This is a genomic window from Okeania sp. SIO3I5 (assembly GCF_010672085.1).
Classification (GTDB): Bacteria; Cyanobacteriota; Cyanobacteriia; order Cyanobacteriales; family Microcoleaceae; genus Trichodesmium.
This window is the reverse complement of the sequence record NZ_JAAHHT010000087.1, coordinates 1-14,707: the sequence shown is the minus strand read 5'-3', so window position 1 is coordinate 14,707 and position 14,707 is coordinate 1. Positions and strand designations below refer to the sequence as shown.

The following is a 14,707-nucleotide window of genomic DNA, read 5'->3' as shown; positions in this document are numbered from 1 at the left end:
AATCAAAAATCTGGTGCAGAGCATAAGAGATATAAAATATTTTCAGTCATTGATGATTTTTCAACAGTTAATCATCAAGAATTCTATCTTGACTTTTTACCTTTGAAAAGAGAAGACTATTTTATTATCAAATAATTTCTGAAAAAAGCTGTAGAAGTTGAGTTTTCCAATCCCATTTTGGTGATTAGTTTAGAGACAAAATCCTACAATAAAATGTGACAACCTATTTCAGATTTCCATATATTTCACTCTCAAAAAATTCTCGGTTTTTTGAAGATTAATTTTCCTAGTATTATCTGGCTAAATGTACTCTCTATAAATCACTCAAAAAAAAGGTTTAACAAGACCAAATTTCAATCATAACAATCAAAAATCTGGTGCATCTCAATATTTGCAAAAATACTTTTTTCTACTCCCTATTTCCAGTTAATTTTTGCTTAAAAGCGATATTTTTTTGATTTATTAAAATTGAGATGCACCCAAAAAATAATCGTAATTATTCAGAGATTAGCAGTAAAATAGAGCGCAAATAATCAATAATTTTTCTAAATTTCAAGGAGCATAATTTGGCAGTAAATTTTAATTCTCTCGGAATTTATCAATTGCTTTCACCCGAAAATCAAGGTATAAAGCCTATCCTTTTAAGGATAAAAAAAGTGGTAGGATATTTCCTGATATTCAATCAAGAACGGTTTTAACCAGAGGTAATTATCAATTATAAATTATAAATTATCAATTAATGAAGTCTCCCTCTCTAGCTAATAGCTGAATTCTGAAAAATAATCTATTTCACATTTAATTAGGGATTTCTGATTAAATTGGGAAGCATTGATAACTTAAACTTCAAGGCTTTTTCTGGTCAAAAAAAGTGTCAAAAAATTACTAAATTAATCTTGAAAACTTGGGATTTTTCGGAGCAAAAATTGGAAAAATGTAGAAAAATTAACGCCTGTAACTATTGCCTATTCCTAATTCCCAATTCCCTGCCTTCACCAACACACTTTTTCAGCAAACCCTAATTAAACTTAACTACTTAATTCTTACATCTGGGTTAAAATTTATCTCGTGTATTTCTTATTCTTGTTGCTTTTTTATAGCTATAAGAAATGATGCGTGAAAAAAAACTGTAGGGGTTTGCTCTTTTCATCTCATTTTCCCCCTTGGGTTTAGAGACCAAACCTCTACGATAAAATGTTACAACCTATTTAGAATTGCTATATATCCAAAATAAAATGAATAGTTTAGATAAAAAATTTAAAACATTAGTAGATTTATTACAAAACAGAGCTATCCAAAACCCCCAACAAATAGGTTATAGCTTCTTAATAGATGGAGAAACAGACAAAATTAGCCTTACCTATCAACAACTAGAAAAACGTTCACGAGCGATCGCTGCCTACCTCCAATCAGTATGTCCACCAGGAGAAGTTGCCCTACTCCTATATCAACCGGGACTAGAATATATTACGGCCTTCTTTGGATGTCTCTATGCCGGAATTATCGCAGTTCCCGCCTACCCCCCCAGACCAAATCGTTCCCTGGAACGTATCCAAGCAATTATTAGAGATAGTAAGGCCAAAATAGCTCTAACAACTAAATCTATCATCTCCAGCCTAGAACGTCGTGTCTCAGAAACCCCAGAATTAGATAATTTAGGTTGGTTAGCCACTGACCATATTCCCGACAATGTTGCCGAGAAATGGCAAGAACCCAATATTAATCAGGACACCCTCGCCTTTCTCCAATATACTTCCGGTTCCACAGCCACACCAAAAGGCGTAATGATTACTCATCAAAACCTTGTGCATAATTCCGGTCTGATTCATCAATGTTTTGGACATTCTCCCCAAAGTAAAGGAGTAATCTGGCTACCTCCCTATCACGACATGGGTTTAATCGGTGGAATATTGCAACCCTTGTATGGAGGCTTCCCTGTCATCCTTATGTCTCCCCTAATGTTCCTCCAAAGTCCGGTGCGCTGGTTACAAGCTATTTCTCGATACCAAGGCACTACCAGTGGCGGGCCAAACTTTGCTTATGATTTATGTGTTCGTAAAATTAAACCGGAACAGATACAAACCTTAGATCTAAGTAGTTGGGAAGTAGCTTTTAATGGTGCAGAACCCATTAGTGCCGAAGTTTTAGAACGGTTTACTAATACCTTTTCTGTCTGTGGTTTTCGCCGGGAAGCTTTTTATCCTTGCTATGGGATGGCAGAGGCAACCCTAATTATTTCTGGGGGTAATAAACTTTCTCCACCAGTAGAAACTACTATTGAGACAACCGCATTAGAACAAAACCAGATCGTCTTAGTTTCTCCAAAAGAAGGAACAAAAAAATTAGTAGGTTGTGGTCAAACTTTACCAGAGCAACAGATTAAAATTGTTCATCCAGAAAAATTAACTCTTTGTGCGGAGGGAGAGGTAGGAGAAATTTGGGTATCAGGACCAAGTATTGCTCAGGGTTATTGGCACAAACCAGAGGAAACGAAGCAGACTTTTGAGGCTTATTTAGCTGAAGCACCCCGAAAAGAGCCATTTATGAGAACTGGAGATTTAGGGTTTCTGGAGGGTGGGGAATTATTTGTGACTGGTCGTCTCAAGGATGTAATTATTATTAATGGTCGGAATCATTACCCTCAAGATATTGAATGGACAGTCGAACAAAGTCATCCACTAATTAGACCAGGTTGTATTGCTAGCTTTTCTGTAGAGGTAGAAGGAGAAGAACGTTTAGTAGTAGTAGCTGAGGTAGAACGTAATTTTCGTCAACTGCTTCGTGGAATTCAAAATTCAAAACTCAAAACTCAAAATTCAAATTACACTGATGAATCTGTTAGTTCGGTAGCGGTTGGTTTGTTTAGTCAGCGTAATGGTAAGTCTAATAGGGAAAATTTTGATAATTCTCAGGAATTAATTAAATCTATCCAACGGTCTGTCTCAAGAAATCACGATTTACAAATTTATCAAATATTGTTGCTTAAACCAGGAGCTATTCCCAAAACTTCTAGTGGAAAAGTTCAACGTTATGCTTGTCGCGAAGGCTTTTTAGCCGGAACTTTACAGATATTTGAATAAGGAAGAAGCAAGAAAAACAGTGTCTCTCAGATACGTTTAAAGCATTAAAATTGAAATGCAGAGGAAAAGTTTTGCTGGCTTTACCAAGTAACAATTTTTGATGGGATGGATGTCTTCTCTGGCTAGGCATCCTTGACTGTTCAGAGCTAACAAATGACTTAGCTATATATGATTAATACTATTTTTTATACACCTGAAAATAGAAGTTAAGGTTAACCGAACCAGACTTTACTAAATACCGTAACATAATCCGGAAGTAACCCATCTATCGAGCACTGACCTTATACTGTGATGCTTCTGATGAGGGGAACTAAGAATAGCTTTTGGTTGATTACATGAATAAAAAGTCAAGTTTTTAATTATAGGATATGGAATGTGGTTATGTAGTACAGGATAAATATAATAGAAATACAGAGTATAATAGTTTCTAATAACAGATTGTAATCTGCAATTAAAATTTTACAAAAAGGAGGTTGACATTTAACTAAAAGTTTGTTAGAGTAGGGTTTAGGTATCTAATACTATTTAAGAGGAAACAAAAGCACCATAGTTTACCAGACCCAGTGCTTTTGTACCTTATTCAATTACCTTTTACGGCTTATTTGTTGGTTTTTCCGCCATGTCTCCTTATAAAGCCAAACGAACAAAGTTATGACTTTTTAGACATAGCTATAAATTACTCTCATCATAGCAATTCTGTAGATGAGTGTCAACTGCTTTTGTCAATTATTAATTAACTCTTGGCGTAGAAACCCACATTGTTTGCTGTGAAAGAATTGCAAAAATTTGTGGAGTTATTTTATGAACAATTTTTTGACCATTGTGACCTTTGCTACAGCACTCTTGTTTTTTGTAAACCAACTCTTATACCTTATAAATCAGTTAATAGTCCTATCGGGAACTAATTGAAAGGTAAGAAAAACGATGAGGAGGAGAGAGATTAAAATCTTAGCTGGAAGAGTAATAGTTGACCAAAAACAATTTACCATTTCTTAAATCAAGTTTGACAGCTTAAAAATTTCTGTCGGGTAATTAATGCTGAAAGCTTCCTCAATATCAGAGGAAGTTTTTTTTTGCCCACTATGTAATATGTTTCGTGACAACAGAACCGTAAAATGAACAATTAATATCCAATAATTGTTATCTAGATATGGCCTACGCTCCCGCCCTGCACCCTACGCTCGGTTAAAAATTTTAGGAATCGAAGTAGCCAGATACGAGAACTACAAAGCATTTGTAACTCCAGAACAATCTGATAACTTCTCCCTTCTCCCTTCTCCCTTCTCCCTTCTCCCTTCTCCCTTCTCCCTTCTCCCTTCCTACTTCGTATAAGATCATGGCACAATAACCATCATGCCTTCCCCAGTCTTTTTTTTGGGGTGGTCAATCAGTTGAAATAGTTAGCTATTTCAGGTAATTGTTACAACTCAAAAGTTGCTCTCCATAACTCAGAAATTTGATTTCTGATTTTCTAGAGGGACTTTTTGACCCTAATTATGTGCCATTGCCTATTAAGCTACTAGAAAAAACTGAGTGATAAATAATTTTAATGTGGTGCAGGAGTGAACAATGAAACTGTTGAACCAGCTTATGAATGAGCAAGACAGCCAACATCTGTCTTTAGTGAAAAACGATCAAGACCCTGCCTTGCAAGTCCCAGAATTATCTCCAGTCAGAGACAATATTAAGTCGTGGTTGGTGTCCCAATTAGCTGAACGGCTAGAAGTTGATACTAATGAAATAGATATTGAGCGGGATTTTACTGATTATGGTCTTAACTCAATTGAAGTGGTCAACCTCTCTGGAGAATTAGAAAATCTTCTGGGTCGGCGATTGCCTCCTACCCTTTTGTTGGATTATCCCACTATTGAGTCCTTAGCTGAATATTTGGTGGAGGATACCTCCGAGGATACCAGGCCAAATATTCACAAAAAATTAGAAGATGAGGTTGAGGTCTCAACTTCTAATCCAACTACGGAAACTGAAGAAATTCCTCTAGAATATTATAACTTTGACCTCTATCCAGAATATTTACAACTGCAAAAAAAATTAGCAGATATTAATTCTACTGGTCTTGGTAATCCTTTCTTTATACCTCAAGAACAGATTAATAATAATACTACAGTTATTGGTGGTAGGGAACTGATTAATTATGCCACCTATAATTATTTGGGTATGTGTGGCGATCCTTTTGTATCTAATGCTGCGAAGGAAGCAATTAATCATTATGGTACTTCCGTTTCTGCTAGTAGGTTATTATCAGGAGAAAAGCCATTACATCAGGAATTAGAAAGAGAAATTGCTGATTTTATTGGTGTAGAAGATAGTATTCTTTATGTTGGAGGTCACGCTACTAATGTAACTACTATTAGTCATTTGTTCGGACAAAATGATTTAATTCTCCATGACTCTTTAAGTCACAATAGTATTTTCCAAGGTTGTTTATTATCAGGAGCAACTATTATTGCTTTTCCTCACAATGACTGGGAAGCTTTAGAGAGATTACTGCGCGATCGCCGTCATCGTTATAAGCGGGTACTTATTGCTATAGAAGGTGTGTATAGTACAGATGGTGATATTCCAGACTTACCAAAATTTATTGAGATTAAAAAACATTACAAAGCTTTTCTAATGGTAGATGAAGCTCACTCCATTGGTACTATTGGCAAAAATGGTCGTGGTATTAGTGAGTATTTTGGGATTAATCCTAATAATGTTGATATATGGATGGGTACTCTGAGTAAATCTTTTGCTAGTTGCGGTGGTTATATTGCTGGTAGTAAAGCATTAGTAGAATATCTTAAATATACTTCTCCAGGATTTGTTTATAGTGTAGGTATTTCCCCACCAGATACAGCGTCAGTATTAGCTGCTATTCGGTTGTTAAAGAAAGAACCGGAAAGAGTAGCAAGACTACAAGAAATGTCTCGACTATTTTTGCAGTGCGCTCGCGATCGAGGATTAAATACTGGAATGAGTAAAGATTCTCCAGTTATACCCATTATTGTAGGTGAATCTATTAAGTCGGTAATATTATCCCAAAATTTATTTAAGCGAGGGATTAATGTTCCGTTTATGTTTTACCCATCTGTACCACAAAATGCAGCTCGACTACGCTTTTTTATCACTTGTAATCATACAGAGGAGCAAATTCGCTTCACTATAGATGCTCTTGCTGAAGAGCTTAGTTTAATGGGTGTTTAATTAGCTATTAGCTTTCAGCTATCAGCTTTTTGAGTTTAACTTCCCTGGCGGGAAGTCCCGCGCTCTCCATCCCCCCTAACCCCCCGTGCATAGGGGGGGGGATCTCAGGGATGGGAAAGCCAGGGTCAACGGTTAGACCTCCACATGCTAAACGTTATAGTTACTAAATCTATAGAAAAATATTCCTAGACAAGTGTTTTAATTAAGTGTTACCTTAATGGGGTGTTAGCGTAGCTCCTCCGCAGGAGGCACTACAACACCACGCCAGTTGCTTGACTTTCGGGAAACCCGCCCAACGCACTGGCTTCTCTATCCCATTGCTAAAAGCGTTTGGGACTACTTTTCGTATCGGTGTTTAAACTTCCATTGACATGACTAATTGTATTTGACTCCATTTGAAGCTTTATAGAGTACTCTTTTCACTCGTTTACCACTAAATTTGTGTTTGACACCTTTTTGGTAAACTGGTAAGTCGTCCCAGTCTAAAAAACTAGCTTTCGATGTTATATTTCATTTAATTATTACTTTTATTCCTACTAATTTCGCTTTGTATTTTAGTTGTTCAATTAACTTAAAAAAAGGAATTTGGGCAAACAAACCTTTGATTGTTTTTTTGGCCAAGATTTATGCCTTGTTTCCTGCCTTGGATTATTTCCTATTACTAAAATTCCTATCTCCGAGCCTATCAGATGATTAATAATATACCTGCTAGTTTTATGCAGATAATCATCAATCTTTAAATTTCTTTTTGTCGATAATCTTTTGATTCGATTACTACTTTTAGTCTTCTTTAATTCTGACTGTAGTTTACCCTTCTTATAATTATAGAATTGATTAATTGATTTGACTGGTCTGCCGTTAATAATAAATGGTTGAAAACCTTTCTTATTTGATGTTACAGTAGCCAAATTATTCACTCCCAAATCTCGATTAAGCTACATGATATTTATACAAATCTAATTTAACTTCAATGGATTCGTAAACCACTTCTATCACATAGTAATTAAGCTTATTGTTTAATTCTCACTTGTTGCAGAGAATCATAATTTATTTTACTATCAAAAAGTGAGCTATTTTTTGATAGTAAAATCTTCTTATTTTTGACTAATTGAGGTTTGCTAATCGCCTGTTTTGTATAAACAAGAATATTCCTCTGATAACTGCTAACTAATAACTGAATGACTACAGAGCGTTAGCACCACCCACAACCTCAAGCAATTCTTGAGTAATAGCAGCTTGTCGAGCTTTATTATAAGAAAGAGTTAATGTACCAGCTAATTCACTAGCATTATCACTAGCATTACTCATTGCAGTCATCCGAGATGCTAACTCACTAGCAGATGATTCTTGCCACGCTCTCAATAACTGGTTAGTCAAAAATAACGGCAACAGAGCATCCAAAATTTGAGTTGGATCTTGCTCAAAAATCATGTCGCGGGGTAAACTTTTCACAGGTGCAGAGACAGTTTCTCGTGATACTTCAAACTCACCATCTTTAGAAGTTAAACGGAAGATTTCATCATCCTGAACTTCTAAACCTTGAGGATCGAGAGGCAAGAGAGTTTGAATTACAGGTTTAGAGCTAATTAGTGAAATAAACTTAGTAAAAACTAACTCTACCCTATCTATTGAACCTGCCAGAAAACCTGCTAGCAGTTCATCAGCAACTACTGAAGCATTATCCGCAGTAGGAATTTTTTCAGGGTTATCATAAGTCTGTAAAATTGGAGCTTCTCTACGTTGAAAATATTGAATAGCTTTGCGTCCAATTAACACATATTGGCAATTAATTCCTTGTGCTGTCAGTTCACGCGCTCTAGTTTCTGCACGTTTAATAACATTAGTATTGTAACTACCACAAAGACCACGATTTCCAGAAATTACTAATAACGCAACTGTTTTGACTTCTCTTTGTTTGAGTAGGGGTAAGTCTACACTTTCAAATTGTAAACGTTCAGCTAACCCATATAAAACTTGAGCAAGGCGATCGGCGAAAGGTCTTGTCGCAGTTACTTGTTCTTGGGCACGACGCACTTTAGCTGCTGCCACTAGACGCATTGCTTCTGTAATTTTTTTCGTGTTTTTGATCGACTTGATGCGATCGCGAATAGCTTTTAAATTAGGCATTGTTTTTGTGTAGAAATAAGTAGGGTTTGCTGAAAAAGTCTTATGGTAGGGGTAGGAGTCAGGAGTCAGGAGTCAGGAGTCAGAATAAATGGGAATCATAGAGAATGTAGTTGTCAGAATTCCCCCTTAATTTAATTTCTCTATCCTGATCTGGTCAAAATCCTAACTTTTTTGAACCTTTTAGACCTAAAAGCTGGCACTTTTTTCGCCCCAAAAAGGCTAAAATATTTACTTGTAAAGGCTTTGAAAATTAATCAGCTAGCCTTAAGTAAGAAGTAAGAAGTAAGAAAAAAAAGCCTCAATGTTATTTTTTAAGACCTAAGCAGCGATTGACATACTCCCGACGCTCCTCTCCCCCCTTCCAAAGGGGGGTTAGGGGGGATGGAGATCCCGGGATTCTTCAGTCTGGGAGACCCTGACCGCAGTTTTAACAGAAGTGATGTCCTCCTCCTGTGTTGATAACAATCCAATTTAGAATAAGAGAGTTACTTTCAAGTATTTTTTTGGTAAACCTATTTATAAATAATCAGTGGCTAATTGTTTTTTTACCATTAACAACTAACCACTAACTATCTATAACCTAGGCAGCAAAAAATTTACTAAGCTGATACCAAGAATGTCTGCTTATACTCAGTAATACCCTCTTTTAAAATAGTTTGTGCTTCATCGGTAAGTACCTTTTCACTCTTGATGATTTCACCGAACTTAGGCTTACTATTGTTAAAGTAATCTAGTAAACCAGCAACAAACTTAGCCACTTTCTCCAGAGGAATATCATCTAAGTAACCATTAATACCAGCATAAATTGCTAGTACCTGTTCAGGAAGGGATCGAGGTGAGTTTTGAGGTTGCTTCAAAATCTCCCGTAAACGTTGACCTCGTGCTAGTTGGTTTTGAGTCGCTTTATCCAAGTCAGAAGCAAACTGAGAAAATGCTTCTAATTCAGCAAACTGAGCTAACTCTAACTTAATTTTACCAGCAACTTTTTTGATGGCTTTAGTTTGAGCAGCAGAACCCACCCTGGATACAGAAATACCAGCGTTCACCGCAGGACGGAAACCTGCGTTGAATAAGTCACTAGATAAGAATATCTGACCGTCAGTAATAGAAATTACATTAGTAGGAATATAAGCGGAAACGTCACCTGCTTGAGTTTCAATAATTGGTAGAGCAGTCATGCTACCTCCACCAAGTTTGTCATTGAGTTTAGCAGCTCTTTCTAAGAGACGGGAGTGGAGATAAAATACGTCTCCTGGATATGCTTCCCTACCTGGTGGACGACGTAATAGTAAGGATACCTGACGATAAGCTTGAGCTTGCTTGGAAAGGTCATCGTAGATTACCAGAGTAGCTTTCCCTTTGTACATGAAGTATTCAGCAATAGTCGCACCAGTGTAAGGAGCTAAGTATTGCAAAGTTGCAGGGTCACTAGCATTAGCTGCTACTATAACTGTATAATCCAGTGCGCCTTTTTCTTCCAGAGTACCCACTACCTGAGCAACTGTAGAAGCTTTTTGACCAATAGCTACATATACACAGACAACATCTTCGCCTTTTTGGTTAATGATAGTATCGATGGCGATCGCTGTTTTACCTGTTTGTCTGTCACCGATAATTAATTCCCGTTGACCTCTACCAATAGGAATCATCGAGTCGATCGCCGTAATACCTGTTTGCATAGGTTCATAAACAGAACGGCGATCGATAATTCCTGGAGCTGGTGATTCCAACAAGCGACTGTCGGTAGTTTGAATATCTCCTTTACCGTCAATTGGACGACCTAAGCCATCAACCACCCGTCCAATCAAGGCATCTCCCACTGGTACCTGGGCAATTCTACCTGTAGCGGTTACAGCAGAGCCTTCTTGAATTTCTCTACCTTCACCCATTAATACCGCACCTACGTTGTCCTCTTCTAGGTTTTGGGCAATACCAATAGTACCATCTGCGAACTCTACCAGTTCTCCAGCCATTACTTTGTCTAGCCCATAAATACGGGCAATACCGTCACCCACTTGGAGAACAGTACCAACATTAGATACTTTTACATCTTGGTTGTACCCTTCTATCTGGTCGCGAATAATTTTGCTAATTTCGTCAGGTCTGATTGCTACCATTTTCTTTTTCTGTTGTCAAGTTGTTTTACAAAAATTGAGCGAGCAGCGCCATAGTAATTTTCAGGGCGATTAGGAAATTCTCGCTCCTCTCAGATCTACTCACAGCCAGAATTGAATTTCTGAATTCTCAATTCTCAATTTTCAATTCAGAATTCTAAATTCAGATCTACTCACAGCCAGAATTGAATTTCTGAACTCTAAATTCTGAATTCTAAATTCTCTTATACTGCTTTGAGGCTATTGCCAATTCGGCGCAGTTGTCCTTGGAGACTAGAGTCAATTATCTGAGAACCTATTTTGATAATGACACCACCCAATAAACTTGAGTCGATTGTAGTTTCGATTTCTACTTCCCTTGCACCAGTCATTGATTTGACTCGTTCGCGGATTGTATTTTTTTGGTCTTCATTTAATTCTACTGTCGAGGTCACTTCTGCTAAAACAGTTTTATTCAGTTCCCGCAATAGTGCTAAGTATTGTTTTCCAATCTGTTCTAGAAAAATAATTCGACCTCTATCAATTAGCAGCATTAAAAAATTACGCATAAAAGGATCGACTTGCTCTCCCACCATGCGTTTTACCACTTCTTTTTTGTCCTCTGGCTTAATAACTGGATTTCCCATCAATTGCTTGAATTCTGGGGATTCATCCATAATATTAATTAGCCCACGCACATCTTCAGCAAATCTCTCAGTCAACTCTTTTGATTTAGCCAAAGACATCAGAGCTGCTGCGTAGGGTTCTACAATTTCACCAGCAATTATACTCATAATTGACCTCCTAATACCCCTATGCTACGATCTACCAATTGTCTCTGGGCATTTTCATCCAAAGTTTCTTTGAGTCGAGATTCTACTTGTGCCAATGCTTTAGATGCGACAATTGAGCGCAGTTGAGCAATTGCTTTATCTCTTTCAGTATCCATTTCTTGGTTAGCAGTAGCTTTCATTCGCTCCACATCTTGTTCTGCCTGAAGTTCAATTCTTTGTTTGACTTCCTGTGCCCTTGTTTCAGCAGTAGCTAGAATTTTTTGTGCTTCTGCTTGAGCTTGAGTCAAATTTTTTTCTTGCTCTGCTAATGCTGCTGCTGCTTTTTGTTGACGTTCTTCTGCTTCTTTGATTGCCTGTTCAATAGTAGCGCGTCTTTCTTTCAGGATTTTCCCGAGAAAGCCTGGCGCAAAATAGAGCAGAACTACAATTAGAATTCCCAAATTAATCAGGTTAGTGTCTAAAACATCTAGGTTTAGACCAAAACCTTCTTCGGCGCTAGCTTCTGTCGCTAGCCATAAAACATTGATCATGATATTCTGTGATAGTCAGCCGTTACCAATGGATAATTGATAATTGATAATTGATAATTAATCAATCTGGTTTAAAGCAACTCCAGTTAAGGAGAAAAAAAGTGCTAGCAGATTTCTCTATATCCAATTCCGTTACAGTTTTAACCAGAGGTAATTATCCATTATTCATTATCAATTAATAAAAAGCCTTTAATTATCTTGTTCTATCTTGAGCTTAGTGATAGGAATCGAAGCAAAGGTTAGAACATTATTGTTCAATTCTGAATTCTCAATTCTGAATAATTCTCAATTCTGAATTCTGAATTCTGAATGGAGTCGAAGCAAAGATTAGAACATTATTGTTCAATTCTGAATTCTCAATAAGGTTAGAACATTATTGTTCAATTCTGAATTCTCAATTCTGAATAATTCTCAATTCTGAATAATTCTCAATTCTGAATAATTCTCAATTCTGAATTCTGAATTCTGAATTCTAAATTCTAAATTCTAAATTCTAAATTCTGAATTTCCCTATCTAACCAATTCTGGTCCTAATAGTTTTTCTAGAATTTGGCGACTCAGAGAATCTACCTGTGCTTCTAACTGTTGCAAAGCTTCTTGCTTTTGCTGTTCTATTTCTTGAGCTGCTTGTTCTCTTTTGGCTTGGGCTTCTTGTTGAGCTTCAGCAATTTTTGCTGCTGCTATTGTCTGAGCTTCTGCTTGAGCTTCAGCAATAACAGCCTGAGATTTTTTACGGGTTTCTGCTAAGTCTTGCTCGTATTGTTCGGCTAATTGTTTAGCTTTTGCCAAACGTTCTTCTGCTTTTAATTGATTGTCGCGAATATAATCTGCACGAGAATCTATAGCTTTACCCAGAGGCTTATAAAAAATTTTGTCCAAGACAAAAGCCAGAAGTAGAAATTGAATTGCCATTAAGGGTAGAGTTGCATTGATGTCAAACAAACCACCCTCTTTTGCTACCTCTTCAACAGCTAGTAAAATTGTGCAATTTATCATTTTCTGTAATTTTTGGTGGTTCCCATAGTTTTTGAGTTAAAGATTTTAGATTTTCGACCTCCAAAATCAAAAATCTAAAATCCATACTTTCTATAGATTAGGGTTTTTATTTATCCTGCAAAGGGGTTAGCAAATAACAACACCAGTGATACAACTAGACCGTAAATTGTTAAAGCTTCCATAAATGCCAAGCTCAACAGTAATGTGCCTCGAATTTTTCCTTCTGCTTCTGGTTGACGAGCAATACCTTCTACAGCTTGACCTGCTGCATTTCCTTGACCAATTCCAGGACCAATAGCACCTAAACCTACAGCTAAAGCAGCAGCAACAACGGAAGCAGCAGCAATCAATGGATCCATAATAATTCTCTTTCCTTGTTTAATCTAAAGTACAAACTTGACGATTAGAAATATATTGATTACACTGTAGTGCAATCAACTACATAGATGAATTGATGTGATGATTGAAGTGGACTCTGAAACTGAACCAGTTCAAATTTCTTGCTCTTATCTCACATCACTCATCAACTTTGAATTTTACTTGTGACATCTCCAGGAGTTCTAATACCCTGGATTCTTCTTTTTGTGGGGACTTTTTACTCTACTATCTTTATTTAATAAGATGTGAATCAAGTAACTTTTCATCCCACTAACACATGAGAATATCAGATTTTGAGTTTTTTTTAGCAAGTTTTTTTTTACTGCCTACTTCATTCTCTTAGTCGTGATGTTCGCCGTGTTCTTCTAACGCTTCTCCGATGTAGTTAGCAGCTAGGGTAGCAAAAATTAGTGCCTGAATAGCACTTAAGAATAAACCCAAAACCATCAGTGGTAGGGGGATAAACAGAGGTACTAACAGAACTAGAACTCCTACTACCAATTCATCAGCGAGAATATTACCAAATAAACGGAAACTTAGGGATAGAGGCTTGGTAAAATCTTCTATGATCTTAAATGGGACCATAAAAGGTACTGGCTCGGCATAACCTGCAAAATATCCTAAGCCTTTTTTACTGATACCTGCATAAAAATATGCTATGGAAGTCAGTAGTGCCAATGCCACTGTTGTATTAATGTCACTTGTAGGGGCAGCTAGTTCTCCTGAAGGTAATTCTATTACTTTCCAAGGGACCAATGCTCCCGACCAATTTGACACAAATATAAACAAGAACAACGTACCAACAAATGGTACCCAAGGGCGATAATCTTTTTCACCAATCTGGTCTTTAGTTAGACTGCGGATAAATTCCAGGACATACTCCATGAAATTTTGCATTCCACTAGGAATTCGCTGCACATTGATTGAGGCTACTAAAGCAGCTAAAAGTAGCAGGGCAATCACAAACCAGGATGTGAGTAAAATTTGCCCATGTATTTTGAGACTACCTAGCTCCCAGTAAAAATGCTGGCCAACTTCTAGTTCAGCCAGAGGTAAAAAGTTAATAGTGTTTAAAACATCTAGCATTTTGGTTCTCAGGCTTCCCGATTTATGTCAAGTTGACTACTCTCCGCGCTAAAGTGACGGAGATTCCCCGTAGGGATTTCAGAACTTCCGACAAATCGGAGTTCTAGGCGAAGTCAAAGACGCCTCTAATAGGTTGCCAGAAGGCTTCCCTTTACGTTTTCATTGACAGCTAGCTATAGGGCGAATGGCCATTCGCCCCTACAGGGTTAAAATTCCCTACTTCTGTTTTTATAAGTAGAGTTTTTTAGGAGGGGTTTAAATCACCTTCTAAAACTTTAGAATCTTGCTGAGTGCTGAGTGCTGAATGCTGAACGCTTTTTAATATACCCAGGACTTACGCAAATTCTTAGACAACACACTATCTGCAGGGGGCGAATGCCATTCGCCCGAATGGCATTCGCCCCTACTTGGTATGGCGCTTG

At 37.2% G+C, this 14,707-nt stretch carries 10 protein-coding genes; 2 read left to right on the top strand and 8 right to left on the bottom strand.

Features of this window, described 5'->3' with window-relative positions; translation table 11 throughout:
• Positions 1–1,232 precede the first annotated feature (1,232 nt).
• On the top strand, positions 1,233–3,077 hold the full coding sequence (locus F6K40_RS19655) for a fatty acyl-AMP ligase (RefSeq protein ID WP_293138793.1): 1,845 nt from the start codon (positions 1,233–1,235) through the stop codon (positions 3,075–3,077).
• Positions 3,078–4,646: 1,569 nt separating this feature from the next.
• Positions 4,647–6,281: an aminotransferase class I/II-fold pyridoxal phosphate-dependent enzyme gene (locus tag F6K40_RS19650; protein ID WP_293138792.1), complete on the top strand. Its 1,635-nt coding sequence runs from the start codon at positions 4,647–4,649 to the stop codon at positions 6,279–6,281.
• A 566-nt stretch (positions 6,282–6,847) separates the two neighbouring features.
• Here the strand turns inward: F6K40_RS19650 and F6K40_RS19645 are convergent.
• The 8 genes from F6K40_RS19645 to atpB form a co-directional block, all read right to left on the bottom strand.
• Entirely contained in the window at positions 6,848–7,198 is a 351-nt protein-coding gene (locus tag F6K40_RS19645; RefSeq protein ID WP_293138791.1) for a transposase, read from the bottom strand.
• A 265-nt stretch (positions 7,199–7,463) separates the two neighbouring features.
• Positions 7,464–8,408, bottom strand: coding sequence for a F0F1 ATP synthase subunit gamma (locus F6K40_RS19640; protein WP_293138790.1), 945 nt, complete (start codon positions 8,406–8,408; stop codon positions 7,464–7,466).
• Positions 8,409–9,007: 599 nt separating this feature from the next.
• Positions 9,008–10,525, bottom strand: a complete 1,518-nt coding sequence (gene atpA, locus F6K40_RS19635) for a F0F1 ATP synthase subunit alpha (protein ID WP_293138789.1) — start codon at positions 10,523–10,525, stop codon at positions 9,008–9,010.
• Positions 10,526–10,746: 221 nt separating this feature from the next.
• Positions 10,747–11,295, bottom strand: a complete 549-nt coding sequence (gene atpH / locus F6K40_RS19630; protein ID WP_293138788.1) for an ATP synthase F1 subunit delta — start codon at positions 11,293–11,295, stop codon at positions 10,747–10,749.
• Positions 11,292–11,825, bottom strand: coding sequence for a F0F1 ATP synthase subunit B (locus F6K40_RS19625; protein WP_293138787.1), 534 nt, complete (start codon positions 11,823–11,825; stop codon positions 11,292–11,294). The genes atpH and F6K40_RS19625 overlap by 4 nt, the downstream gene beginning before the upstream one ends.
• Before the next feature lie 510 nt (positions 11,826–12,335).
• Positions 12,336–12,821 carry a F0F1 ATP synthase subunit B' gene (locus F6K40_RS19620; RefSeq protein ID WP_293138786.1) on the bottom strand — a complete coding sequence of 162 codons (486 nt, stop codon included), beginning with the start codon at positions 12,819–12,821 and terminating at the stop codon, positions 12,336–12,338.
• A 110-nt stretch (positions 12,822–12,931) separates the two neighbouring features.
• Positions 12,932–13,180 carry an ATP synthase F0 subunit C gene (gene atpE, locus F6K40_RS19615; RefSeq protein WP_293114338.1) on the bottom strand — a complete coding sequence of 83 codons (249 nt, stop codon included), beginning with the start codon at positions 13,178–13,180 and terminating at the stop codon, positions 12,932–12,934.
• Positions 13,181–13,538: 358 nt separating this feature from the next.
• A complete protein-coding gene (gene atpB / locus F6K40_RS19610) occupies positions 13,539–14,285 on the bottom strand; it encodes a F0F1 ATP synthase subunit A (protein ID WP_293138785.1) in 747 nt (248 codons plus the stop codon).
• Positions 14,286–14,707: the final 422 nt, after the last annotated feature.